This is a genomic window from Pseudomonas knackmussii B13, from assembly GCF_000689415.1.
Taxonomy (GTDB): domain Bacteria; phylum Pseudomonadota; class Gammaproteobacteria; order Pseudomonadales; family Pseudomonadaceae; genus Pseudomonas; species Pseudomonas knackmussii.
On the sequence record NZ_HG322950.1, the window covers coordinates 5,801,502 to 5,826,922 of the forward strand.

A 25,421-nucleotide genomic window follows, 5' to 3' on the forward strand; every position below is an offset into this window, starting at 1 on the left:
AGATAAACTTTTGCCAAACCAATATTGAAAGAAGAGGCAGTGATGAAAGCAATTGTTACCGGTATCAGCGGCCAGGATGGGGCCTATCTCGCTCAGCTCCTGCTGGAAAAGGGCTACACCGTCTATGGCACCTACCGCCGTACCAGCTCCGTCAACTTCTGGCGTATCGAAGAGCTGGGTATCGACAAGCATCCCAACCTGCACCTGGTCGAATACGATCTCACCGATCTCTCCGCCAGCATCCGCCTGCTGCAAACCACCGAGGCAACCGAGATCTACAACCTGGCTGCGCAGAGCTTCGTCGGCGTGTCCTTCGAGCAGCCCGTCACCACTGCAGAAATCACCGGCATCGGTGCCGTGAACCTGCTGGAAGCCATTCGTATCGTCAATCCGAAGGCACGCTTCTACCAGGCTTCCACCTCGGAAATGTTCGGCAAAGTACAGGCCATCCCGCAGACCGAGGACACGCCCTTCTACCCGCGCAGCCCCTACGGTGTTGCCAAACTCTATGCGCACTGGATGACCATCAACTACCGAGAGTCCTACGACATATTCGGCAGCAGCGGCATCCTCTTCAACCACGAATCGCCGCTGCGCGGCCGCGAGTTCGTGACCCGCAAGATCACGGACAGCGTGGCCAAGATCAAACTGGGCAAGCTTGACACTCTTGAGTTGGGCAACCTTGACGCCAAGCGCGACTGGGGCTTCGCCAAGGAGTACGTCGAGGGCATGTGGCGCATGCTCCAGGCCGACAAACCGGACACCTACGTGCTCGCCACCAATCGCACCGAGACCGTGCGCGACTTCGTCAACATGGCCTTCAAGGCCGTTGATGTCGATCTGGAGTGGAAAGGTTCAGCAGAGCAGGAGCAAGGCATCGATGCCGCTACCGGCAAGGTCGTGGTGTCCATCAATCCAAAGTTCTATCGTCCGGCCGAAGTCGAACTGCTTATCGGCAGCGCCGACAAGGCCAAACGAGAACTGGGCTGGGAGCCCAAGACTACCCTCGAACAACTGTGCAAGATGATGGTCGAAGCTGACCTTCGTCGTAATCAACAAGGTTTTTCGTTCTAAGGGGAAAGTCGCATGCCAACTGTTCTGCTGACCGGCGCCTCGGGCTTTACCGGTCACTACATGATCCAGGCCCTGCAGCAGCAGGGTTGCACGGTCATCGGCTTGGGTAGCGCCGCCACCCAGGCCGACGAAACGCTGGCATGCGACCTCACTGATGCGGCAAGCGTCGCGAAGGCCGTCGCCCATGCCAGACCCGATTGGGTCGTGCACCTTGCCGCACTATCCTTCGTCGGTCATGCCGACCAGGAGGCGTTCTATCGGGTGAACGTTTTTGGCACCCAGAACCTCCTGGAGGCACTGGCGAACCTGCCGACCCCACCGCCCCGGGTGCTAATCGCCAGCAGCGCCAATATCTATGGTTCGCCAGGTATCGAAGTGATCGACGAGCGAATCTGTCCCGCCCCCGTCAATCACTATGGTTTCAGCAAGCTGGCCATGGAGCACATGAGTGCGACCTGGTTCGAGCGTATGCCCATAGTCCTCGCCCGCCCGTTCAATTACACCGGGCCAGGCCAGGACGAGCGATTCCTGATCCCGAAGATCGTCTCCCACTTCGCCGCAGGAAAATCGACGATAGAGCTAGGCAACATTGACGTTAGCCGTGACTTCTCCGATGTCCGCGATGTGGTGGGTGCCTATATGGGGCTGCTCCGCTCACCCGCTAGCGGTCTTCGGGTTAATGTTTGCTCTGGTCGAGCCATCGCATTGCGAGAGGTCATTTCCCTGATGGAAGACATCGCCGGCTATCGCATCGACGTTCAGGTCAATCCCGCCTTTGTACGCACTAATGAAATCAAGGTGCTGCGCGGTGAAAACGACTTGCTGAAAGAGCTGACCGGACAAGTTCCGCAACGCTCGCTCAAGTCGACACTCAAGGACATGTACGACACGCTCCGATCCGTACACGGAAAGTAAGGGATTTCATGCGTATCGGATTTAGCACCACCGTCTGGGCGAGTAGCGTCCGGAATCGACAGTTCGATGGTATCGGCGTCTACACTCAGGCCCTTTGGCGTTGCCTGCAGGAGCAAGCTGATGCCCCGAGCTTGCTTCCCTATGCCTTCGGCAACGAATTCCCAGATATGCCTTGCGGGCGTCCCGAGAGACTGGCAGGGCGCTTTTCGCTAAGCGCGCTGCAAGGAGCACTGCTGAACCGATCGCTGCGCGCGTCCTTGGCGATTGGGGAAAATGTCGACCTGTTTCACGCCACAGATCACCATATCCCCTATCTGTCCGGTACTCCGGTAGTCGCCACCGTGATGGACCTCATTCCCATGCTGCATCCAGAGTGGGTGACGTCCCGCATCAGGGGCCTGAAGAACTGGATCTTCCGCGAATCCATCCTGTCCGCCGAGCACATCATCACAATCTCCGAATACAGCAAGCAGGACATGGTGCGTCACCTGAATATCGACCCTGCAAATATATCGGTTACGACGCTCGGTGCGGACCCATCGTATTTCCAACGCATCGCCCCCGAGGTTCGAGACGAGGTCGTAAGAGGCCATGGCCTGCAACCAGGTTTTTTCCTGTTCATCGGCACTTTGCAGCCACGGAAGAATCTCGAACGGGCCCTGCGCGCACATCGGTCCCTGCCACCGGCATTGCGCAAGAAGCATCCGCTGGTGGTGGTCGGGCGTAATGGCTGGGGCGTAGATCACCTGCTGCCCGAGTTGGAAGCCTTGGAGCAACGGGGTGAGGGGCGATGGTTGAAATACCTGCCCCAGAGCGAAGTCCTGGCGCTGCTCCAATCGGCCCAGGCACTGCTCTTCCCGTCGCTTTACGAAGGATTTGGATTGCCCGTGGTAGAAGCCTTTGCGGCGCAAACACCTGTGATCTGTTCTAACTCCAGCTCACTGCCAGAGGTCGCGGGCGATGCCGCGCTGCTGGTGGATCCGCTCGACGAGCAGGACATTGCCCGAGGCATGCAGGAGCTACTGGCCGATCCGGATATGACAATGCAGCGCGTACAGCGAGGTCATCAGAGGGCCCTCGAGTTCACCTGGGCTGCCTGCGCTGAACAGACACTCGCTGTGTACCGCAAGGTATTGGCTACACGATCGACATGATGCCAATCCTGGGAACCTAATTAGAATTCAGGCCAGCACCAACGCCCGAACGCGATCGCGCCGAGAGACGTAATGACCAGTAAGGTCCTACTCGTAAACAAGTTCTACGCCCCCACTACTGGCGGTATCGAAACTGCCGTGAATCAGTACGCTCACTGGTATCAAGAGGCCGGAAACGATGTCACTGTGCTGTGCTGTGCCAGCGAAAGAGAACTAAGCTCCCGGTACGAATCCGTCGAAGGTATTCGGCTGATTCGCAGTGCTTCCCTAGGCAATCTGCTGTCCGTCCCCATCAGTTTCGCGTTCTTCTGGCACTTCCTGCGCCTGGCCCTGAAGGCGGACATCGTCCACATCAATCTTCAGTTTCCCGCTGCCAGCCTGGCGCTATGTCTTTTCGCCAAGCTGATCCGCGCCCGAACCATTGTCAGTTACCACTGCGATGTCTACCGGCAGCGCAACCTGAAACGCCTTACCTATTTCTTCGACCGGCACAGCATTAGGAACGCGGACATTGTCATCACAGGCAGCCCTGCCTTGCGCCAGCATTCAGAAGTGCTTGGAACAATTCAGCGATCCATGCAAACCCTCCCCTATTCCGTAGATGAACGGTATGTCCGGAAATGCCTGGAGGAGCTTCCCAAGGTTTCTATTCCAGAGCACTTCCGCCAGGAGGGCTATCTGTTGTTCTTTGGCCGCCTGGTTACCTACAAGGGAACCGAATCGCTCGAGCGCGCCTTCCGTCGCTTGATGGCCGAGGGCAAGGAGGTCAATCTCCTGGTGTTCGGAATCGGCCCTGAAGAGCATCGCTTTCGCCAGTTGGCCCGCGAATTTCCGCAGCGCCTGCATTTCGTCAACGCGTTTGTTTCCGACGTCGACAAATACCACCTGATTCGCAACTGCAAAGTTTTTCTCTTCCCGTCGGTCTATTACTCCGAGGCATTCGGCATCACCCAACTCGACGCCATGGCATGTGGCCGCCCGATCATCAACTGCTGGCTGGAAACTGGCGTGAACTGGGTGGCACCCCAAGGAGAGGGTGCCTTCACGCTCAACCCTGAGGACGATGCCGCCTTGGCGAAACTGATGCACTCTGCGTTCACCGGCCGCCTTGATCTCGAAGAGGCAGGTATGCGAGGCCACCAGCGTTTCCTGGAGCTTTTCTCTGAGGACCGGGTGCGCGAGCAGTTCGGCCAAATCATTGCTTCCCTGGCAAGAAACTGATCCTTATTCCGCAACTGCAATCCTGCCCCCTGTAGGATTGTTCGACACAAAAACATGACTAATCGGTCGAGGATCTCCGCACTTGCTGACGAGTAGCGGAGCACCCTATCCTGCCCAGAACAATTACCCCGATAACTCGACAACAATAGGGGGGCAAGGATTTGAAAATCTCGATCTCCAATCCGAGCGCAGAAAAGAACGCTCCTTCGACTCAGCGCTCCCAGACCTCCGTAGCTATTCTTCTCAGCACGTTCCAAGGGGAAGACTTCCTAGTCGAGCAGCTCGAATCGATCCGGGTGCAGACCCATGAGAATTGGGTCATCTACGCCTCCGATGACGGCTCTTCCGATAGCACTCGAGCGATTCTTCAGCGCTACGCCACTCAACTGGGTGCAGAGCGTCTCATCATCTTCGATGGACCACGCCGTGGTTTCGCGGCCAATTTCCTGTCGTTGATCCGCAAGTCCCCCGACGATGCGGGCTATTTCGCCTTTTGCGACCAGGACGACCTCTGGGCACCTGACAAGTTGGAAAGAGCCCTGGACTGGGCAAGTCAGGCTCCGTCGAATGTGCCAGCCCTCTACTGCTCGCGCACTCAACTAGTCGACAGAGAAGGTGTGCACATTGGACTCTCACCGCTCTTCGACAAGCGTCCCAGCTTCGCCAATGCGCTGGTGCAAAGCCTGGCCGGCGGCAACACCATGGTTTTCAATGGCGCAGCAAAGCGGCTACTTGCCATGACGCCGCGCGACAGCAACATCATTGCCCACGACTGGTGGGCATACATTCTCGTTTCCGGCTGTGGCGGTCGGGTATTCTACGATCCGTCTCCACGTACCGGTTACCGCCAGCATGGAAAGAACCTGATCGGTTCGAATTCCAGCCTGCGTGATCGCTATGTGCGTTTTCGCCGAATGCTTGCCGGCACTTTCCGCGGCTGGAATGACGAGAACCTGAAAGCAATTTCCCCTCTTCGGCATCTGCTGACGAAGGAAAGCCAGACGACGCTTCAATTGTTTGAAAACGCGCGACGCGCTTCGCTGCCCAAGCGCCTTTACCTGATTGGAAAATCGGGCATCTACCGCCAGACCCTGCCGGGTAACCTGGGCCTTGTCGCAGCGGCGATCCTACAAAGGTTGTAACTTCATGACGATTCTGGTTACCGGCAGCGCCGGCTTCATTGGCTCGAACTTTGTCCTCGACTGGCTGGCCAACCACGATGAAAAGGTAATCGGCCTCGACAAACTCACCTATGCCGGCAATCTGCAGAATCTGGCGGATCTGGAAGGCGACGAACGCCATCTGTTCGTTCACGGCGACATTGGCGACCTGGCTACGGTAAGTGCGCTACTCGAGCGACATCAACCGCGCGCTGTGTTGAACTTCGCTGCCGAGTCCCACGTCGACCGTTCGATTCATGGCCCGGAAGACTTCATTCAGACCAACGTGGTCGGGACTTTCCATCTCCTCCAGGCCGTCCGGGAATATTGGGCGGGACTGGATAGCGAACGTCGGAGCGCATTTCGCTTCCTACACGTCTCCACGGATGAGGTCTATGGCTCGCTGGAGCCCGATGCTGCGGCTTTCACAGAGCAGCACAGGTACGAACCCAACAGCCCCTATTCAGCCTCCAAGGCTGCTTCGGATCACCTTGTCCGCGCCTATCACCATACGTACGGCCTGCCGGTGCTGACGACCAACTGTTCGAACAACTACGGCCCCTATCACTTCCCGGAAAAGCTGATTCCGCTAGTCATTCACAACGCGCTCACTGGCAAGCCGCTACCCATTTATGGCGACGGCCAACAGATCCGCGACTGGCTCTACGTGAAGGACCACTGCAGTGCCATCCGCAGGGTCCTGGATGCGGGGAAAGTGGGCGAGACTTACAACGTCGGGGGATGGAACGAGAAGGCCAACCTCGACGTGGTCCAGACGCTATGCGACATCCTCGATCAGGAAAGTCCGCGCAGCGATGGACGGAGCTATCGAGATCAGATCACGTTCGTCAAGGACCGTCCCGGACATGACCGGCGCTACGCTATCGACGCTTCGCGTCTGGAGCGTGAACTGGGCTGGAAGCCGGCGGAAACCTTCGAAAGCGGCATCGCCAAGACGGTCCGTTGGTATCTGGACAACCAGGCTTGGGTCGACAACATAACCAGCGGTGCCTACCGCGAGTGGCTGGACAAGCAATACAAATGAGCGGAATTCTCCTTCTCGGCGCGGAAGGGCAGGTCGGCTGGGAGTTGCAGAGGGCGTTGGCGCCACTGGCCGAACTGACCATCTGTAATCGCGCTTCCGGCGACCTCGAGAATCTCGATGCCCTGCGCGCACTGGTGCGAGAGCACCGACCCGACATCATCGTAAACGCTGCCGCCTATACCGCAGTGGACAGAGCGGAAAGCGACGAGCAATGCGCTCGGCGGATTAACGCAGAGGCCGTCGCAGTCCTTGCTGAAGAAGCAAAGGCGCTGAATGCGTGGCTGGTTCACTACTCCACCGACTATGTCTTCGATGGGAGCGGCGAGCGCGCCTTCCGCGAGGAAGATGTCACAGGCCCACTCAGCGTTTACGGCCAGACCAAGCGTGAGGGTGAGGAAGCGATTCTCCGCAGTGGGTGCCTACACCTGATTTTTCGTACCAGCTGGGTATTCGCCGCACGTGGCGCAAACTTCGCCAAGACCATGCTGCGCCTGGCGAGCGAGCGAGACGAACTGCGTGTGATTGCGGATCAGTTTGGCGCACCTACCAGTGCCGAGCTGATCGCTGATACCACCGCACAAATACTTGGCCAGGTGCTGTGCGGCCAGGTCACGGGCAATGCTTCGGGCTTATACCATCTCGTCGCAGCCGGCGAAGCCAGCTGGCATGACTATGCGAGTTTCGTTATCGAAGAGGCTCTACGACTGGGCATGACTTTGAAATGCCCCAGCGACCGCGTTCATCCGATTACAACTGCCGACTACCCGCTGCCAGCGCGCAGACCTGCGAACTCGCGCCTGGACACCACCAAGCTGCGCTGCACTTTCGGGCTGACGCTGCCGCATTGGCAATTCCACGTTCGGCGCCTGCTTGCGGAACTCTCTCAAGGAAAAACGCCATGAAGCGCAAAGGCATCATTCTCGCCGGCGGCGCCGGGACACGTCTGCATCCGGCTACCCTTGCAGTCTCCAAGCAACTCCTGCCGGTGTATGACAAACCGATGATCTACTACCCGCTGAGCACGCTGATGCTGGCGGGCATCCGCGAGATCCTGGTGATTTCGACCCCTCAGGACACTCCACGCTTCCAGCAACTGTTGGGCGACGGCAGCCAATGGGGGCTAGATCTGCACTACGCCGTGCAAGAGCACCCGGGCGGCTTGGCGCAGGCCTTTCTGATTGGGGAGTCATTCCTAGGCAATGATCTCAGCGCGCTGGTTCTGGGCGACAACATCTACCACGGGCACGATTTCCAGGAACTGCTGCGAAGCGCCATGGATCGCCAGAACGGTGCCAGCGTCTTCGCCTATCACGTGCACGACCCAGAACGTTACGGCGTTGTGGAGTTCGATGGCTCCGGACGAGCTGTCAGCCTCGAAGAAAAGCCCCAGAAGCCCAAATCCAACTATGCGGTAACCGGCCTGTATTTCTACGACACGCGCGTCGTCGACATCGCCAAGAGCATTCGTCCATCGGCCCGCGGCGAGCTGGAAATCACCGATATCAATCAGACCTACCTGGACATGAACGAGCTTTCGGTCGAAATCATGGGCCGCGGTTACGCCTGGCTGGATACCGGCACCCACGACTCTCTGCTGGAAGCCAGCCACTTCATCGCCACCCTGGAGAATCGCCAGGGCCTGAAGGTCGCCTGCCCGGAAGAGATAGCCTATCGCCAGCGCTGGATCGACGCAGCGCAACTGGAGAGACTGGCGGCCCCTCTGTGCAAGAACGGCTACGGCCAGTATCTGAAACGCCTGCTTGTGGACACCGTGTTCTGATGAAAGCTACACGTCTCGCAATTCCCGATGTCGTCTTGCTGGAACCGCAGGTCTTCGGCGATGAACGCGGCTTCTTCTTCGAAAGCTTCAACCAGCGCAAATTCGAGGCCGCCGTTGGTCCGGTACGCCCCTTCGTCCAGGACAACCACTCACGCTCCGCGCGCGGCGTACTGCGCGGCTTGCATTACCAGATCCAGCAGCCGCAGGGAAAACTCGTGCGGGTGGTCCAGGGCGAGGTTTTCGACGTTGCCGTCGATCTGCGGAGAGACTCACCTACCTTCGGCCAATGGGTCGGCGCGATCCTGAGTGGCGAGAACAAACATCAGCTGTGGATTCCCGAAGGCTTCGCGCATGGATTCCAGGTGCTCAGCGAGAGCGCCGAGTTTCTCTACAAGACCACCGACTTCTGGGCACCGGAGCATGAGCGCTGCATTGCCTGGAATGACCCGGATCTTGCCATTGAGTGGCCGGCGCCAGGGGAGCCGGAACTGTCTGGCAAGGATCGCCTGGGCGTACGCCTGAGCGAAGCTGAAGTATTCAACTGAACAAGTGCTGTTGCTGCCAGGTCGCGGACGCGACCGCAATTCCAAGAAGAAAATCGGAGAAGTGTTGTGCAAGAGCGCCAAAGAGCCGTAGTCGTACTGGGCATGCACCGTAGCGGGACCAGTGCAATTGCAAGGGGACTCACGACGCTTGGCGTGGAGCTGGGTGGCAACCTGATGCCTGCCGCGCAGAACAACAACGAGCGTGGCTTCTGGGAAGACCAGGAAATCGTCGACATCAATACCGACGTCCTGGACACACTCGGACACTCCTGGCACTCGCTGAAACCGCTCGCCAGCGAACGGCTCGCCAGTCTCGAAGACTCGCCACTCATGCGGCGAGCAGTGGACTACCTTCGCGAGCACTTCAGTGGCTACCCGATTTTTGGCCTCAAGGACCCGCGCATTTCGTTACTGCTGCCATTCTGGATGCGCGTCTTCGAGCTCGCAGGTATCGACCCGGCATTCGTCATCAGCCTGCGCCATCCGCTGAGCGTGGCGCAGTCCCTGGAGAAACGCGACGGTTTCAGCCACCCAAAGAGTCTCTACCTCTGGCTCGACTACATGCTGCAGAGCCTGCTGCACTCCCGCGGTCAACGAGCTGTGGTGCTGAGTTACGACAATCTGATGCACAGACCAGCCGAGCAGATAGTTCGGCTAGGCGAGCACCTTGGCCTGAATGCCCCGCCAGCAGCCGAACTGGAGGAGTACGTCGAGCGATTCCTCAGTGCAGATCTACAACACAATCGTGCCACCGATGACATCGAGCAGTTGTCAGGCACCGCTCCAGCAGAGGTAATCGAGTGCTTCGAACTGCTTAACAGCCTGGCTGCAGACGAGTTGCAACTCGCCAGCCCTCAAGCAATTCTCCGCACCGAAGCCTTGGCAGAGCACTGCCGCGCACTTGAACCGACACTGCACACTCTGCATCGCCAGGATCGCCTGCATGACGAGGCCCTGCAGGAGGCCCGCGCCCTCATCGATAGCCTGCAGTTCGTGGTCGCCAAACAGACTCAGGAACTGGAAGACGCCCAGCAACGCCTGACCGAGATTGCGAGGCTTTCTGCCAACCTGGCGCAGGTTGAAGCCAACCTGGTGAGTGCCCAGGCCTCGCTCGATGAAGTCCGCCAATCAGCTTCCTGGGTGGTCACCAAACCCTTGCGCTTCGCCTCACGGATAGCTCGTGGTCGGCGCAGCGAAGCCATTGTCAGCCTGCGCAATTACTTGCATCAGGTCGGCCGCTCACTCTACTGGCGCATTCCGGCCAAGCAACGCGACCGGCTTCTGCTCACCGCCTATCGCCGACTGGGCTTCGCCTTCCAGGGGCTGGGGCACTACGAGCGCTGGAAACGACAGAACTCGCAGCAGACATTGTCCGAACTCACTTGGCCAACCGAGCTCACCGATATCAATCAGGTCGCCCCCTGCGAATCACTAAATGGCAGTGTCGCTATCCACCTGCACATGTACTACAGCGACCTGGCGGATGAATTCCGCGGCTATCTCGGCAACATGCCCTTCCCCTATGACCTGTTCGTCTCGGTGAAGGACGAAGCTGGCAGGCAGACCTGCCAGGAGGCTTTCGCCAACTTGCCGCAACTGGGTGCCCTGCGAATCGAGGTAGTTCCAAACCGAGGTCGAGACATAGCGCCCATGTTCTGCCAGTTCGGCGACGCTCTACGTCAGTACGACTACCTGCTGCACCTGCACAGCAAGAAATCGCTGTTCAATAACGGTGCCACCGACGGCTGGCGCGAGTACCTGTGCCAGGCACTGAGCGGCAGCGAGCGGCAGGTGCGTGCGATCTTCGAGCTTCTGCAATCGGGTCGCGCTGGTATCGTCTATCCACAGAACTTCGAGCGACTGCACTACGTGGCCAACACCTGGCTGGCCAACCGAGCGATGGGCCATCAATGGTGCCACCGCCTCGGTATCACGCAGATCCCGGAGAGCTATTTCCACTTCCCGGCCGGCAGCATGTTCTGGGCTTCCCGACAGGCCTTGGCGCCACTTTTCGAGGCAGGCATTACCCTGGAAGACTTCGCCGAGGAAGCCGGGCAGACTGATGGCACTTTCGCTCACTGCCTGGAGCGCCTGCTGGTCCTGACCAGCCAGAAGCAAGGCCTGGCCCCGGCCATCCTGCGTTGCCAACGAACCAACTCCTGGTCGGCCTGGCGCTTCGACAGCTACCTGGCCCGCGACGAGCAGGAACTGCAACAGCAAATTGCCAATCCGGCCATCAAGACGGTCGCCTTTGACATCTTCGACACCCTGCTGCTGCGCCCGCTGCTCGACCCGGAGTCGGTAAAGCGCCTGACTGCACAACGAGTCGACCCAAGCATCGGAGAGAAATACCTGCGCTATCGCGCCGTGGCCGAGGCTCGCGCACGCGAGAAAGCCGGACGCGACATTACCACCGCCGAAATCTTCGATGAGCTGGGACGTCTATCCGGCATTGAGAAAGGCACCCTTCTCGCTCTACGCCAGCGCGAAGAAGAAACCGAGTTCGCCAGCGTTGCGCCGCGCCCGCAAAGCATTGCCCTGCTTCGCTATGCAAAGCGCCTGGGCAAGCGGGTCGTGTTGCTCAGCGACATGTTCCTGCCCCAGCCGGTCATCACCGCGATGCTGCAGAAGGTCGGCATCCTGCAGTGGGACAAGCTGTACCTTTCCGGCGAAATCGGTGTCCGCAAGGACAGTGGCCAGCTCTACGAACTGGCATTGCGCGAGGAGCAGTTGCTGCCGGAACAGATGCTGATGATCGGCGACAACGAGCGCTCGGATGTGCAGATACCCGGCGACATGGGTATGGGTCTGATGCACATGCTGAAGCCGGTCGACCTCGCGCGAGGGTTGCCGCACTGGAACCGACTGGTGGAGCGCGTTCGGGCTCAAGGCGATCTCAGCGCCGAACTGGCACTGGGCCTGCTCCTGCGACGCAACTTCTCCAAGATCGCCTTCGGTACCTATCGTCCTACTGCGTTTTCCCAAGGCTCCGCAGAGCTGCTTGGCTACAACGTCATCGGTCCGCTGCTCACTCACTTCGTCACCTGGCTGCGTGAACGTGCACAGCGTGACGGTATCGATCGCCTCTACTTCCTGGCCCGTGAGGGCAAGCTGCTCAAGTCGGCCTTCGACCTCTGGTCCGAGCGCGAGCCCAGCGCCGTGCAATCGCACTATCTGGTGCTGTCGCGGCGCGCGGTCAGCGTCCCGCAACTTCAGGACTTCAAGGACGTGCTGACGCTCGCCCGTCCCAACTACTTCTCCGGCACCTTGGAGAACCTGATCAAAGCTCGCTTTGGCGTGCAACTGAGCGAGAGCGACCTGCAAGCGCTCGACAACCTGGGGTTGTGGAAAGCCGGGCAACTGCTCGACATCAGCAATGGTGACGTCAGCCACATCGAACCCGTCCTACGTCATCTGCTTCCGCGCATCCTGGAGCAGGCCGCACATGAGGCTCCAGCCCTGCAACGCTACCTGGCGGATTCCGGGTTGGCAGATGGTGGTGCAGTCGCTGTAGTCGACGTCGGTTACTCCGGCACCATCCAACGTCACCTGAACGCTTTCCTGGCGCACCCAATCAACGGTTACTACATGGTCACCGACGAACTGGTCGACGCCTTCAGTGAGAGCTGCAAGGTCTTCGCCGATGGTTGCTTCGCCGACCGGGTCTCCCGAGCAACTCGCGGTAATTGCAGCCTGTTCGACCAGAACTTCATGCTCGAGCAACTGCTCAGCGCAGACGATGCCCAGATCAACCATTACACCCTGAACGACACCGGCGAGCCTGTCGCACACTTCCAGGCACTCAGCGACCAGGAGCTGGCGGCCCGGGAGATCCGTCACCAGATCCAGAATGGCGCACTGGCCTACCTGCAGGACGTATTGGATGTCCGAGCCACGCTGCATGCCGACTTCCTACCGCCTCGCGCACTGGCTGTGGATATCTGGTCGACCTTCAGCGCCAGCCCCGACGATGAGGAGCGGAAGCTATTGAAGCGACTGGTTCTTGACGACCACTATTGCGGTCGCGGACTGGTCAGCTGAACGAGAGAACCCCGGACCTGCTGGAGTACCACGATAGATGAGCCTGAACGAAAACATCCGCTGGCACGCCGGCCGCCTCAGCATCGAGGAGCGCGCAAATCGTCTGCGCCAGAAGCCGGCGACTCTCTGGCTCACCGGCCTGAGCGGCTCCGGTAAGTCGACCCTGGCCTTTGCCCTGGAATACGCCCTGCATGAGCATGGCTATTCGGCAGTGGTTCTCGATGGCGACAACGTGCGCCACGGGTTATGCAAGGATCTGGGCTTTTCCGCGGAAGACCGCTCGGAGAACATCCGTCGCGTCGCCGAAGTCGCACGGCTGATGAACGACGCCGGGCTAATCGTCATCACCTCGTTCATCTCGCCGTTCCGTGCGGACCGCGAGCAGGCCCGACAGATTGTCGGCGAAGAGCGCTTCCGCGAAATTCACCTGAGCACTGATCTGAGCGTCTGCGAGCAGCGCGATCCCAAGGGCCTGTACAAGAAAGCCCGCGCCGGTGCACTTGCCGAATTCACCGGCATCAGCTCGCCCTATGAGGCACCGTTGCAACCCTTCGATCGCATCGACACCGATCGCCTGAGCCTGGACGAAAGCGTCGCGCTACTGATGGGCCACCTGGAACTCCAGCCAGTGACGCGCTGAAAGGTGTAGCATCGCCGGCAATCTTCGAGCGATGTGAACCACCTTGAACCGCTACCTATCCCGCTGGCGTTCCTTGGGCGCTCTGGCAGTACTCTTCGTCCTGTCGCTCTGGCCGCTGCAGTTCTTCGCCGAGCGCTACTACAGCCAGCAACTCGCCGAGCAGAACCAGCAGACCCTGGACCTCTACGTCGCCACTCTGCTCGGCACGCTTCGCCGCTACGAGGACCTTCCGCCGATCCTCAGCGAACTGCCGCTGCTGAACGCCACCCTGCAGCGCACTGACGACACGGTTCTTCAGGCAAAGGCAAATTCGCGACTAGCGGAAATAAAGCAGCGCACCGGTGCAGACGTCATCTACCTGATGCGCCCGGACGGCACCACTCAGGCCGCTTCGAACTGGGACCAGCCGGACAGTTTCGTCGGTCGCAACTTCGCCTTTCGCCCCTACTTCAAGGACGCCATCCAGGGCCGGCCGGCGCGGTTCTTTGGCCTGGGCACCACCTCCAATCGGCGGGGCTACTACTTCGCGAGCGAAGTCCATGGAGTCGATCGCGTACTCGGCGTGCTGGTGGTCAAGCTGGACCTCGAACACATGGAGCAGCTCTGGGGCAATACCCCCGAGCAGTTGCTGGTGACCGACGCCAACGGCGTGGCCATCCTCAGCTCCAACGACGTCTGGCGCTTCCATGCCAGTCGACCGCTATCGCCGGCCAAACAGCGCGAAATTGCGCAGAACATCCCCTATCCGGTGCTGGACCCGAAGCCGTTGCGCATCAATGAGCGCAGCTGGATCAGCCTGAGCCGAGAGCTACCGGAAACCGGCTGGACCGTGAGCATCTACTCGCCGCGCAGCCAGGTCGACCGCCCGGTACGCAGCGTCCTGCTTATTGGCGGTGCCACCCTGCTGGCCTTGCTCCTGTTATTGGCACTGCTGAGCATCAGCCGCCGCCACTACATCGAGCGCATCGCCCTTGAGGCCCAGGCCAAGCGCCAACTGGAGATGCGCGTGCTCGAGCGCACCCAGGAGCTGGAAGACGCCAACGCTCGCCTGCAGCAGGAAGTCCATGACCGCGAGCAGGCGCAGCGCGAACTCATGCACGCCCAGGAAGAAGTGGTGCAAGCTGGCAAGCTGACCGCGCTGGGCACCATGTCGGCCAGCATCAGCCACGAGCTGAACCAGCCGCTCGGGGCGATCCGCAGCTATGCCGACAACGCGCGCGTGCTGCTTGATCATCAGCGCCTGGATGACGCTCGCGGCAACCTCGAGCAGATCAGCTCGCTGACCGAGCGCATGGCCTCGATCATCGCCCACCTCAAGGCCTATGCCCGCGGCGCCCGGCGCGCGCCGGAGAACGTCGCCCTGCAGCCGGCGATCAATGACGCCCTGGCGCTGGTCGCCAGCCGCCGCCAGGCCATGAATGTCGAATTGCAGCGTGACCTGCCCGATGCGCCCCTCTGGGTCCAGGCCGGCGAAACGCGGTTACGGCAGATCCTCGCCAATCTGCTTTCCAATGCCCTGGACGCCCTCAGTGAGAAAGCGCCGCCGCGGCGCATCTGGCTTACCGCCGAGCAGACAACCGAAGGCGTCATCCTGTCCCTGCGCGACAACGGTCCGGGATTCTCCGCAGAGGCTCTGGCGCATGCGCGCGAGCCGTTCTTCACCACGAAGACCAGTGCAAAGGGCCTTGGCCTCGGCCTGGCGATCTGCGACACCCTGCTGCGCGCCCTCGGCGGCCGGCTGGAACTGGGCAATCACCCCGAGGGCGGCGCTCTCGTACAATTGCACCTGTTGCCGGGCATCCCCGGCGTGACGCCGACGCCCCAGGAGGAAACCCGCGCATGACCCAGAGCGCCGCATTCGCCGCCGACAACCAGGTCGTCCTGATCGACGACGACCCGTACTTGCGCCAGGCGCTCAGCCAGACCCTCGACCTCGCCGGCTTCAAGGCGATCAGCCTGGGCGATGCGCGCGAGCTGGATGCAACTCGCTGCCGCGACTGGCCTGGGGTGGTGGTCAGCGACATTCGAATGCCCGGCATCGATGGCCTGGAATTGCTCGAACAGCTGCACGGCCAGGATCCCGACCTGCCGGTGATCCTCATCACCGGCCACGGCGACGTGCCCCTGGCCGTGAAAGCCATGCGCGCCGGCGCCTACGATTTTCTCGAGAAGCCCTTCCCCAGTGACGCCCTGCTCGACAGCGTGCGTCGCGCCCTGGAGGTCCGCCGCCTGGTGCTGGAAAACCGCAGCCTGCGCCTGGCACTGGCCGAGCGAAAGGAAGTGCGCGGCCGTCTGGTAGGCCAGTCGCCCGGCATGCGCCGCCTGCAGGAGCAGGTGGCAGCACTCGCCGGTTTGCAGGCTGACGTACTGATCCTCGGGGAGACCGGCTCCGGCAAGGAAGTGGTCGCCCGCGCGCTGCACGATCTGTCCAATCGCCGCAACGGCCCCTTCGTCGCCATCAATGCCGGCGCCCTCGCTGAGTCGGTGGTGGAAAGCGAGCTGTTCGGCCATGAGCAGGGCGCCTTCACCGGCGCGCAGAAACGCCGCATCGGCAAGTTCGAGTTCGCCAATGGCGGCACCCTGTTCCTCGACGAGATCGAGAGCATGAGCCTGGACGTGCAGGTCAAGCTGCTGCGTCTGCTGCAGGAACGCGTCGTCGAGCGCCTCGGCTCGAACCAGTTGATCCCGCTGGACATCCGCATCATTGCGGCGACCAAGGAGGACCTGCGCCTGGCCGCTGACGAGGGCCGCTTCCGTGCCGATCTTTATTACCGGCTGAATGTCGCCAGCCTGCGCATCCCGCCGCTGCGCGAGCGCGGGGAAGACATCCTGCTGCTGTTCCAGCACTTCGCCGAACAGGCAACGCAACGCCATGGCCTTCCGGCCCGCCAGGTCGAGCCGGGGCAGCGCGCCCTGCTCCTGGCGCATAGTTGGCCGGGCAATGTCCGGGAGCTGCAAAACGTTGCCGAACGCTTCGCCCTGGGGCTCGATCTGGGGCTGGACGAGGTCCCTGCACACTCGGGAAGCGCACCTGCGGGCGCCGGGCTGAACGAGCAGGTGGAAGCCTTCGAGCGTGCTCTGATCGCCGCCGAAATGGCCCGCTCGCATACCTCCCTGCGTAGTCTGGCCGAAGCACTAGGCCTGCCGCGCAAGACCCTGCATGACAAGTTGCGCAAACATGGCCTGATGCTCTCCGGCACTGGCGGAAATCCCGCCGATGAGGTCGAGTCCTAGGCGGATTCTTGCCGATCCGCTTTCTTATATATGCACCAACACCCCGCCAGCACTGACACGGTGCACGGGCGACGGGGTGGCACGCGGCTTGCTCGTCCAGGCACGAGCGCTTCGTGCGACTCTTTCCCTCGTGGCATGCGTGCCACGCCCTGCGGGCCACAAGCCCGTGGGAGACCTCTCGGCCATTGTGCCTCTCGTCGCCCGTCCTGGGTCGATGCGCCGTCGCGGCGATCCCGTGCCGGCAAACCTACTTCCTCCATGAAGCCCGGCCTCGCCGGGCTTCATGTCTTTTGCCTTTGGCGTCATTGAGTTGCATCGACAGAGTGCAGTGCGACTAGGGCCTTGCCGTTCGGCGGCAATGCCCGGAACGCCACTGAAATATCAAATCGCCGCTATCGAACCTTCACGTCGCCGCCTCTAAATCGGGCATCAGCGCAATTTCTTTCCTATCTTTCCTGAACACACAGACAGGGTCGTCGCGCAGTTGGAAACATTTGTTAGCAGGCTATTGATTTGCGTCAGTGTAGCTCCCTGACAGTCGGCGCCTAATAACTACACTCTCCAACTCCTATAGGGAGATTCGAAAATGTCGCAAGAAAGCAGCCAAAAACTCCGATTAGGGGCGCTTACCGCGCTCGTGATCGGCTCCATGGTAGGCGGGGGGATCTTCTCGCTGCCGCAGAACATGGCAGCCAGCGCCGACGTCGGCGCCATCCTGATCGGCTGGGCCATCACCGCAGTGGGGATGCTCGCCCTGGCCTTCGTGTTCCAGACCCTCGCCAACCGCAAACCGCAACTCGACGGCGGGGTGTACGCCTACGCCAAGGCCGGTTTCGGCGACTACATGGGCTTCTCTTCGGCCTGGGGCTACTGGATCAGCGCCTGGCTAGGCAACGTCGGTTACTTCGTCCTGCTGTTTTCCACCCTAGGTTACTTCTTCCCGGTCTTCGGCGAAGGCAACACCCTGGCCTCCATCATCGGCGCGTCGGTCCTGCTCTGGGCCGTGCACTTCCTGGTGCTGCGCGGGATCAAGGAGGCGGCCTTCGTCAACGTAGTGACCACCATCGCCAAGATGGTGCCGCTGTTCCTGTTCATCCTGATCTGCCTGTTCGCGTTCAAACTGGACATCTTCACGGCTGATATCTGGGGCCTGAACAACCCCGAACTCGGCAGCGTGATGAACCAGGTGCGCAACATGATGCTGGTGACCGTCTGGGTGTTCATCGGTATCGAAGGCGCAAGCATCTTCTCGGCACGTGCCGAACGCCGCACCGACGTCGGCAAGGCGACCCTGCTCGGCTTCGTCATCGTGCTGCTACTCCTCGTTCTGGTGAACATCCTCTCCCTGGGCATCATGACCCAGCCGGAATTGGCCAAACTGCAGAACCCGTCGATGGCTGCCGTGCTCGAGCACGTGGTTGGCCACTGGGGCGCTGTGCTGATCAGCGTCGGCCTGGTCATCTCGCTGCTCGGCGCCCTGCTGTCATGGGTACTGCTGTGCGCCGAGATCATGTTCGCCGCGGCCAAAGACCACACCATGCCCGAGTTCATCCGCAAGGAGAACAGCAAGCAGGTCCCGGCCAATGCACTGTGGCTGACCAACGGCTGCGTGCAGGTATTCCTGATCATCACGCTGTTCAGCGCCAGCACCTATCTGAAGCTGATCTACCTGGCCACCTCGATGATCCTGATCCCGTACTTCTGGTCCGCGGCCTACGCCGTCCTGCTGCCGCTGCGCGGGGAGACCTACGAGACCGACGCTCGCGACCGCAGCAAGGATCTGTTCATCGCCTCCATCTCGCTCATCTACGCCATCTGGCTGATCTACGCTGGTGGATTGAAGTACCTGCTGTTGTCGGCGCTGCTTTACGCGCCAGGCGCCATCCTCTTCGCAAAAGCGAAACGTGAAGTCGGACAACCCGTCTTCACCAACGTCGAGAAGCTCATCTTCGCAGTTGTCGTGGTCGGTGCATTGATCGCGGCGTATGGCCTCTACGACGGCTTCCTTACTCTGTGACATCACTGGAGACACTCATGAGCACGGAAAAAACCAAACTTGGCGTCCACTCCGAAGCTGGCAAATTGCGCAAAGTGATGGTCTGCTCGCCCGGTCTAGCCCACCAACGCCTGACCCCTAGCAACTGCGACGAGTTGCTGTTCGACGACGTAATCTGGGTTAACCAGGCCAAGCGCGATCACTTCGATTTCGTCACCAAAATGCGCGAACGTGGTGTGGATGTGCTGGAAATGCACAACCTGCTGACCGAAACCGTTCAGAACCCGGCAGCGCTGAAGTGGATTCTCGATCGCAAGATCACCGCCGACACCGTCGGTGTAGGCCTGCTCAACGAGCTGCGCTCCTGGCTGGAAGGCCTGGAACCGCGCAAGCTGGCCGAGTTCCTGATCGGCGGCGTGGCTGCCGACGACATCCCGGACAGCGAAGGCGCCCAGATCCTCAAGATGTACCGCGAGTACCTGGGTCACTCCAGCTTCCTGCTGCCGCCGCTGCCCAACACCCAGTTCACCCGCGACACCACCTGCTGGATCTATGGCGGCGTCACCCTGAACCCGATGTACTGGCCGGCGCGACGCCAGGAAACCCTGCTGACCACCGCGATCTACAAATTCCACCCGGAATTCACCAACGCCGACTTCCAGATCTGGTACGGCGATCCGGACAAGGATCACGGCATGTCCACCCTCGAAGGCGGCGACGTGATGCCCATCGGCAAGGGCATCGTGCTGATCGGCATGGGTGAGCGGACCTCCCGCCAGGCAATCGGCCAACTGGCGCAGAACCTCTTCGCCAAGGGTGCCGCCGAACGCATCATCGTTGCCGGCCTGCCGAAATCCCGCGCAGCGATGCACCTGGACACCGTCTTCAGCTTCTGCGACCGCGACCTGGTAACCGTCTTCCCGGAAGTGGTCCGGGAAATCGTGCCCTTCACCCTGCGTCCGGACGACAAGAGCCCCTATGGCCTGCACATCGCCCGCGAGGAGAAGGACTTCATCACCGTGGTTGGCGAAGCCCTGGGCCTGTCGAAGCTGCGCGTGGTCGAGACTGGCGGCAACAGCTTCGCCGCGGAACGCGAGCAGTGGGACGACGGCAACAACGTGGTCTGCATCGAGCCGGGCGTGGTGGTTGGCTATGACCGCAACACCTACACCAACACCCTGCTGCGCAAGGCCGGTGTGGAAGTCGTCACCATCAGCGCCGGCGAGCTCGGCCGCGGCCGTGGCGGCGGTCACTGCATGACCTGCCCGATCATCCGCGACCCGGTCGACTACTGATTCATCCGCAAGCACAAGACAACCAGGCGGCCCCCACATCCGGGCCGCCGCCCCGCCAGCCATAAGCTGTACTGACGAGGCCGAGACTCCATCCCACAAGGAGAAAGAACATGGCTTTCAACATGCACAACCGCAACCTGCTCAGCCTGATGCACCACAGCACCCGCGAGTTGCGCTACCTGCTCGATCTGTCCCGCGACCTGAAACGAGCCAAGTACACCGGCACCGAGCAACAGCACCTCAAGCGCAAGAACATCGCGCTGATCTTCGAGAAAACCTCCACCCGTACCCGCTGCGCCTTCGAAGTGGCCGCTTATGACCAGGGCGCGAACGTCACCTACATCGACCCGAACTCCTCGCAGATCGGCCACAAGGAGAGCATGAAGGACACCGCCCGGGTGCTCGGCCGCATGTACGACGCCATCGAGTACCGCGGCTTCAAGCAGGAGATTGTCGAGGAGTTGGCCAAGTATGCCGGCGTGCCGGTGTTCAACGGCCTGACCGACGAATACCACCCGACCCAGATGCTCGCCGACGTACTGACCATGCGCGAGCACAGCGACAAGCCGCTGCACGACATCGCCTACGCCTACCTGGGTGACGCCCGCAACAACATGGGCAACTCGCTGCTGCTGGTCGGCGCCAAGCTAGGCATGGACGTGCGCATCGCCGCACCGAAGGCCCTGTGGCCACACGATGACTTCGTCGCCCAGTGCAAGAAATTCGCCGAGGAAAGCGGCGCGCGAATCACCCTCACCGAAGATGCCAAGGCTGCAGTGAAAGGCGTGGACTTCGTCCACACCGACGTCTGGGTATCCATGGGCGAACCGGTGGAAGCCTGGGGCGAGCGCATCAAGGAGCTGCTGCCCTACCAGGTCAACCTCGACATCATGAAGGCCGCCGGCAACCCGCGCGTGAAGTTCATGCACTGCCTGCCCGCCTTCCACAACAGCGAAACCAAGGTCGGCAAGCAGATCGCCGAGCAGTATCCGAACCTGAAGAACGGCATCGAGGTCACCGAGGACGTCTTCGAATCCCCCTACAACATCGCCTTCGAGCAAGCGGAAAACCGCATGCACACCATCAAGGCGATCCTCGTCTCCACCCTGGCCGACGTCTGATCCGGCTTTCCTCCCGGGGCATCGCCCCGGGAGGCGTGGAAATCCTTTCTTGAGGGAGATGAATTATGCGAATCGTCGTCGCATTGGGCGGTAACGCCCTGCTGCGTCGTGGCGAGCCCATGACCGCGGAAAACCAACGCGAAAACGTGCGGATCGCCGCCGAACAGATATCGAAAGTGGCACCCGGCAACGAGCTGGTGATCGCCCACGGCAACGGCCCGCAGGTCGGCCTACTGGCCCTCCAGGGCGCCGCCTACGAAAAGGTCCCGACTTACCCGCTGGACGTTCTCGGCGCCGAGACCGAAGGCATGATCGGCTACATGATCGAACAGGAAATGGGCAACCTGCTGCCCTTCGAACAGCCCTTCGCCACCATCCTTACCCAGGTCGAAGTGGACGCCAAGGACCCGGCCTTCCAGCACCCGACCAAGCCGATCGGCCCGGTCTACTCGAAAGCGGAAGCCGAAGCCCTGGCCAAGGAAAAGGGCTGGAGCATCGCCCCGGACGGCGACAAGTTCCGCCGCGTAGTGGCTAGCCCCCGTCCGAAGCGCATCTTCGAGATCCGCCCGGTGAAATGGCTGCTGGAGAAAGGCACCATCGTCATCTGCGCCGGCGGTGGTGGCATCCCGACCATGTATGACGAGTCCGGCAAGAAGCTCTCCGGCGTCGAAGCGGTGATCGACAAGGATCTGTGTTCCTCGCTGCTGGCCCAGGAACTGGATGCCGATGTGCTGATCATCGCCACCGATGTGGATGCGGCCTACGTCGACTGGGGCAAACCGACCCAGAAAGCTATCGCCCAGGCCCACCCGGACGAACTGGTACGCCTTGGCTTCGCCGCCGGCTCCATGGGTCCGAAGGTCCAGGCCGCGATGGAATTCGCCATTGCCACCGGCAAGGATGCGGTGATCGGCTCCCTGGAAAACATCGTGGCGATCACCCAGGGCAAATCCGGCACTCGCGTCAGCACCAAGAAACCCGGTATCGAATACCGCTGATTCTCCCCCGGCAGTTCTCTGCCCCCCGGAAGCCGTCTGGCTTCCGGGCTCCCCTCCCGCCTCCCTCCTCACATGCAGGTTCGTCGCCTTTCGCCGGCAATCCCTGGCCAAAGGCGTGACTCGGCAGTCATCATTCACGTCACCTTAAGCATTCCAAATCACAGTGCCGCCAAAGGGCTCCAGCCCTGGCCCGCGATGCCGCCGCCCAGCCTTGCGCACAGCGCCCGCCGCGTCATCGAGGTCCCGCACAGGACGGACTTAATGAAGGAGTTCCCGAGTGATGTCTCGACTACCGGTCATCGTTGGTTTTGGTGGCTATAACGCCGCGGGTCGCAGTTCGTTCCACCACGCCTTCCGCCGTACCGTCCTCGAATCGCTGGACGCCGCCGCGCGCCAGCAGACCCTCGCCGGTCTGGCGGTGATGATGAAACTGGTCAAGTTCGAGGGCGGTCACTACCGCGACATCGCCGACGGCAGCAACCTCGACCTGGCCGCCATCGAGCAGCGCCACGGTGCGCAGATCCTCGCCTCCACCCTGATACGTCGCATCGAGAAGCAATACTTCGATGTCGACGCCGCGCACTGGCACAAGAGCCTGACCGTCGAGGCCGACGCCGCCGCGCCGCTGAGCTTCACCACCGCGCGCAAGCAACTGCCCGAGCCGCTGCCGGCCAATTGGTCGGTGGAGGAACTGGCCGACAACCAGGTCCGCGTGACCCTGCACGACAGCTGCGAATTCAAGGTCGACAGCTACCGCGAGATGCCGGTGAAGTCCGCCGGCCAACTGCCCACCGGCTTCGAGCCGGGCGAGCTGTACGCTTCGCGCTTCCACCCGCGTGGCCTGCAGATGGCCGTGGTCGGCGCCACCGATGCGATCCGCTCGATCGGCATCGACTGGAAGCGCATCGTCGACCGCGTACAGCCCGACGAGATCGCGGTGTTCTCCAGCAGCATCATGAGCCAGCTCGACGAGAACGGCTTCGGCGGCCTGCTGCAGTCGCGCCTGAAGGGCCACCGCGTCAGCGCCAAGCAGCTGCCGCTGGGCTTCAACAGCATGCCCACCGACTTCATCAATGCCTACGTACTGGGCAGTGTCGGTCTGACCGGCAGCGTCACCGGCGCCTGCGCGACCTTCCTCTACAACCTGCAGAAAGGCATCGAGGTGATCACCTCGGGCCAGGCACGCGTGGTCGTGGTCGGCAACAGCGAAGCGCCGATCACTCCGGAGATCGTCGAGGGCTACGCCGCCATGAGCGCGCTGGCCACCGAAGAAGGCCTGCGCAACCTCGGTAGCGAAGGCGAGGAAGTCGACTTCCGCCGCGCCAGCCGCCCGTTCGGCGAGAACTGCGGCTTTACCCTGGCCGAGTCGAGCCAATACGTGGTGCTGATGGACGACGCCCTGGCCCTGGAGCTGGGCGCCGACATCCACGGCGCAGTGACCGACGTCTTCACCAATGCCGACGGCTTCAAGAAATCCATTTCCGCACCCGGCCCGGGCAACTACCTGACCATGGCCAAGGCCGTGGCCGCCGCCGCGCAGATCGTCGGCGAAGACAGCGTACGCCAGCACAGCTTCGTCCACGCCCACGGCTCCAGCACCCCGGCCAACCGCGTCACCGAGTCGGAAATCCTCGACCGCGTGGCCAAGGCCTTCGACATCGCCGACTGGCCTGTCGCCGCGGCAAAAGCCTTCGTCGGCCACTCCCTGGCCACCGCCAGCGCCGACCAGCTGATCTCCGCCCTGGGTACCTTCCATTACGGCATCCTGCCGGGCATCAAGACCGTGGAGCGCTTCGCCGACGACGTTCACAAGGACCGCATCGCGCTGTCCAACAAGGACCGCCGTCGTGATGACCTGGAAGTCTGCTTCATCAACTCCAAGGGCTTCGGCGGCAACAACGCCACCGGCGTGCTCCTGGCGCCGAAAGTCGCCGAGAAGATGCTGCGCAAGCGCTACGGCCAGGCCGCGTTCGATGCCTACCTGGCGCGCCGCGACGAAACCCGTGCCAACGCCCAGCACTACGAAGAGCAGGCGCTGCAGGGCCGTTTCGACATCATCTACAACTTCGGTCACGACATGATCGACGACAACGCCATCCAGATCACTGCCGAAAGCCTGAAGGTCCCGGGCTTCGCCCAGCCGCTGGTGTACAAGAAGGACGCGCGCTTCAGCGACATGCTCGACTGAGCCGATACGCGGATGTGAAAAAGCCGGGCGATTGCCCGGCTTTTTCGTTCAGAACGACGCGCTCTTTGTAGGAGCGGACCCTGTCCGCGAATCGCGGGCAAGGCCCGCTCCTACTGGTGCAGGCTGGCTACTCAGTAGCTCCCCTGCCCCACACCCAGCTCGAGGATGCTCGACTTGAGGTTCTCGAACTCGTACTCGGTCAGCCCCACGTAATCCAGCACCACGCTGCGTACGCTCTCCCACTCGTGATCCTCCGGCTGATTACCCAGCACGCGGTAGGAGCCGCAGATGTGCTCGGCCATCTTGAGGATCGCCAACAGGTTCTTCAGTTGGGTGTTTCGGCAACTCTCGTCGCTGAAGATCGACAGCGCGTTGTGATGGTTGGCGATGGCCTCGCAGACGTGCTCCGGCAGGCGCCAGGAGCGCGCGGTGAAGTAGCCCACCACCGCGTGGTTGGTGTTCAGCACGCGGTTCTCGGTGTCCACCACGCGGCGTTCGTCGCTGGCACTGGCGTAGGCTTCTTCGAGCACCGCCATGTAATGCGGGAAGCGCTTGAGCATCAGCGGGATGCCGCAGTTGTGGAACAGGCCCAGGGCATAGGCCTCGTCCACCGCCTCGTAGCCGATGCGCTTGGCCAGGGTCAGGCAGCTCATGGCCACGTCCTGCGCGGTGTCCCAGAAGCGGTTGAGGATGACGATGGTGTCGTCGGTCATCTCGCCCTTGATCGACTGCGCGTTGATCAGGTTGATCACCGAGCGGCTGCCCAGCAGGTTGACCGCGCGCTGGATCGAGGTGATGCGGTTGGCCAGGCCGAAGAACGGCGAATTGACCAGCTTGAGCAGCGCGCCCGAGAGCCCCGGGTCCTGGCTGATCAGCTTGGCGATGGTCGCCAAGTCCGGATTGGGCAGGAACTGCTCCATCTGCAGATCGACCATGATCTGCGGTTGCGGCGGTACGCTGATGCCCTGAAGGGCCTGACGAATCTGTTCGGCGGTGAGTTCTTGGGCCATGAGG

19 protein-coding genes are annotated in these 25,421 nt (G+C 61.4%); 18 read left to right on the forward strand and 1 reads right to left on the reverse strand.

What is annotated here, in order from left to right; genetic code table 11:
* Positions 1–42 precede the first annotated feature (42 nt).
* The 18 genes from gmd to PKB_RS27130 all read left to right on the forward strand — a co-directional run bounded on the left by gmd (position 43) and on the right by PKB_RS27130 (position 24,407).
* Positions 43–1,074 (forward strand): GDP-mannose 4,6-dehydratase, encoded by a 1,032-nt coding sequence (gmd, locus tag PKB_RS27045; RefSeq protein WP_043256178.1) that lies wholly within the window; start codon positions 43–45, stop codon positions 1,072–1,074.
* A 12-nt stretch (positions 1,075–1,086) separates the two neighbouring features.
* Positions 1,087–1,989 carry an NAD-dependent epimerase/dehydratase family protein gene (locus PKB_RS27050; protein ID WP_043256181.1) on the forward strand — a complete coding sequence of 301 codons (903 nt, stop codon included), beginning with the start codon at positions 1,087–1,089 and terminating at the stop codon, positions 1,987–1,989.
* 8 nt (positions 1,990–1,997) lie between these two features.
* On the forward strand, positions 1,998–3,143 hold the full coding sequence (locus tag PKB_RS27055; protein ID WP_043256183.1) for a glycosyltransferase family 4 protein: 1,146 nt from the start codon (positions 1,998–2,000) through the stop codon (positions 3,141–3,143).
* A gap of 72 nt (positions 3,144–3,215) precedes the next feature.
* Entirely contained in the window at positions 3,216–4,364 is a 1,149-nt protein-coding gene (locus tag PKB_RS27060; RefSeq protein ID WP_043256192.1) for a glycosyltransferase, read from the forward strand.
* A 161-nt stretch (positions 4,365–4,525) separates the two neighbouring features.
* Entirely contained in the window at positions 4,526–5,506 is a 981-nt protein-coding gene (locus tag PKB_RS27065; protein WP_242411202.1) for a glycosyltransferase family 2 protein, read from the forward strand.
* A gap of 4 nt (positions 5,507–5,510) precedes the next feature.
* Entirely contained in the window at positions 5,511–6,569 is a 1,059-nt protein-coding gene (gene rfbB, locus PKB_RS27070; RefSeq protein WP_043256194.1) for a dTDP-glucose 4,6-dehydratase, read from the forward strand.
* Positions 6,566–7,471, forward strand: coding sequence for a dTDP-4-dehydrorhamnose reductase (gene rfbD / locus PKB_RS27075; RefSeq protein ID WP_043256196.1), 906 nt, complete (start codon positions 6,566–6,568; stop codon positions 7,469–7,471). The genes rfbB and rfbD overlap by 4 nt, the downstream gene beginning before the upstream one ends.
* Entirely contained in the window at positions 7,468–8,349 is an 882-nt protein-coding gene (rfbA, locus tag PKB_RS27080) for a glucose-1-phosphate thymidylyltransferase RfbA (RefSeq protein ID WP_043256198.1), read from the forward strand. Before rfbD ends, rfbA begins: the two co-directional genes overlap by 4 nt.
* Complete coding sequence (rfbC, locus tag PKB_RS27085; RefSeq protein WP_043256200.1) at positions 8,349–8,894, forward strand: dTDP-4-dehydrorhamnose 3,5-epimerase; 546 nt, start codon at positions 8,349–8,351, stop codon at positions 8,892–8,894. Before rfbA ends, rfbC begins: the two co-directional genes overlap by 1 nt.
* A 66-nt stretch (positions 8,895–8,960) precedes the next feature.
* Positions 8,961–12,935, forward strand: coding sequence for a rhamnan synthesis F family protein (locus PKB_RS27090; RefSeq protein ID WP_156958097.1), 3,975 nt, complete (start codon positions 8,961–8,963; stop codon positions 12,933–12,935).
* A 37-nt stretch (positions 12,936–12,972) separates the two neighbouring features.
* Positions 12,973–13,575: an adenylyl-sulfate kinase gene (gene cysC / locus PKB_RS27095; RefSeq protein WP_043256204.1), complete on the forward strand. Its 603-nt coding sequence runs from the start codon at positions 12,973–12,975 to the stop codon at positions 13,573–13,575.
* Positions 13,576–13,618: 43 nt separating this feature from the next.
* Positions 13,619–15,418, forward strand: coding sequence for a sensor histidine kinase (locus PKB_RS27100; RefSeq protein WP_043256205.1), 1,800 nt, complete (start codon positions 13,619–13,621; stop codon positions 15,416–15,418).
* Positions 15,415–16,809, forward strand: coding sequence for a sigma-54-dependent transcriptional regulator (locus tag PKB_RS27105; RefSeq protein ID WP_043256206.1), 1,395 nt, complete (start codon positions 15,415–15,417; stop codon positions 16,807–16,809). Before PKB_RS27100 ends, PKB_RS27105 begins: the two co-directional genes overlap by 4 nt.
* Positions 16,810–17,395: 586 nt before the next feature.
* The gene (gene arcD / locus PKB_RS27110) at positions 17,396–18,826 is read left to right on the forward strand and encodes an arginine-ornithine antiporter (RefSeq protein ID WP_043256207.1); all 1,431 of its coding nucleotides are present in this window, start codon (positions 17,396–17,398) and stop codon (positions 18,824–18,826) included.
* A 17-nt stretch (positions 18,827–18,843) separates the two neighbouring features.
* Entirely contained in the window at positions 18,844–20,100 is a 1,257-nt protein-coding gene (gene arcA, locus PKB_RS27115) for an arginine deiminase (RefSeq protein ID WP_043256209.1), read from the forward strand.
* Positions 20,101–20,210: 110 nt separating this feature from the next.
* Positions 20,211–21,221, forward strand: coding sequence for an ornithine carbamoyltransferase (locus tag PKB_RS27120; protein WP_043256211.1), 1,011 nt, complete (start codon positions 20,211–20,213; stop codon positions 21,219–21,221).
* 65 nt (positions 21,222–21,286) lie between these two features.
* Complete coding sequence (gene arcC, locus PKB_RS27125) at positions 21,287–22,219, forward strand: carbamate kinase (RefSeq protein WP_043256212.1); 933 nt, start codon at positions 21,287–21,289, stop codon at positions 22,217–22,219.
* A gap of 280 nt (positions 22,220–22,499) precedes the next feature.
* A complete protein-coding gene (locus tag PKB_RS27130; RefSeq protein WP_043256214.1) occupies positions 22,500–24,407 on the forward strand; it encodes a beta-ketoacyl synthase in 1,908 nt (635 codons plus the stop codon).
* 131 nt (positions 24,408–24,538) lie between these two features.
* On the opposite strand, the gene PKB_RS27135 is transcribed toward PKB_RS27130, so the two are convergent.
* Positions 24,539–25,417: an HDOD domain-containing protein gene (locus tag PKB_RS27135; protein ID WP_043256215.1), complete on the reverse strand. Its 879-nt coding sequence runs from the start codon at positions 25,415–25,417 to the stop codon at positions 24,539–24,541.
* Between the last annotated feature and the right edge of the window lie 4 nt (positions 25,418–25,421).

Excerpts from the sequence above, each read along its gene's own strand:
- PKB_RS27060 (WP_043256192.1), top strand. The coding sequence starts at position 3,216 with ATGACCAGTAAGGTCCTACTCGTAAACAAGTTCTACGCCCCCACTACT.
- PKB_RS27050 (WP_043256181.1), top strand. The coding sequence starts at position 1,087 with ATGCCAACTGTTCTGCTGACCGGCGCCTCGGGCTTTACCGGTCACTAC.
- cysC (WP_043256204.1), top strand. The coding sequence starts at position 12,973 with ATGAGCCTGAACGAAAACATCCGCTGGCACGCCGGCCGCCTCAGCATC.
- gmd (WP_043256178.1), top strand. The coding sequence starts at position 43 with ATGAAAGCAATTGTTACCGGTATCAGCGGCCAGGATGGGGCCTATCTC.
- arcC (WP_043256212.1), top strand. The coding sequence starts at position 21,287 with ATGCGAATCGTCGTCGCATTGGGCGGTAACGCCCTGCTGCGTCGTGGC.
- rfbA (WP_043256198.1), top strand. The coding sequence starts at position 7,468 with ATGAAGCGCAAAGGCATCATTCTCGCCGGCGGCGCCGGGACACGTCTG.
- PKB_RS27055 (WP_043256183.1), top strand. The coding sequence starts at position 1,998 with ATGCGTATCGGATTTAGCACCACCGTCTGGGCGAGTAGCGTCCGGAAT.
- arcA (WP_043256209.1), top strand. The coding sequence starts at position 18,844 with ATGAGCACGGAAAAAACCAAACTTGGCGTCCACTCCGAAGCTGGCAAA.
- PKB_RS27105 (WP_043256206.1), top strand. The coding sequence starts at position 15,415 with ATGACCCAGAGCGCCGCATTCGCCGCCGACAACCAGGTCGTCCTGATC.
- rfbD (WP_043256196.1), top strand. The coding sequence starts at position 6,566 with ATGAGCGGAATTCTCCTTCTCGGCGCGGAAGGGCAGGTCGGCTGGGAG.
- rfbB (WP_043256194.1), top strand. The coding sequence starts at position 5,511 with ATGACGATTCTGGTTACCGGCAGCGCCGGCTTCATTGGCTCGAACTTT.
- PKB_RS27130 (WP_043256214.1), top strand. The coding sequence starts at position 22,500 with ATGTCTCGACTACCGGTCATCGTTGGTTTTGGTGGCTATAACGCCGCG.
- PKB_RS27120 (WP_043256211.1), top strand. The coding sequence starts at position 20,211 with ATGGCTTTCAACATGCACAACCGCAACCTGCTCAGCCTGATGCACCAC.
- rfbC (WP_043256200.1), top strand. The coding sequence starts at position 8,349 with ATGAAAGCTACACGTCTCGCAATTCCCGATGTCGTCTTGCTGGAACCG.
- PKB_RS27135 (WP_043256215.1), bottom strand. The coding sequence starts at position 25,417 with ATGGCCCAAGAACTCACCGCCGAACAGATTCGTCAGGCCCTTCAGGGC.
- arcD (WP_043256207.1), top strand. The coding sequence starts at position 17,396 with ATGTCGCAAGAAAGCAGCCAAAAACTCCGATTAGGGGCGCTTACCGCG.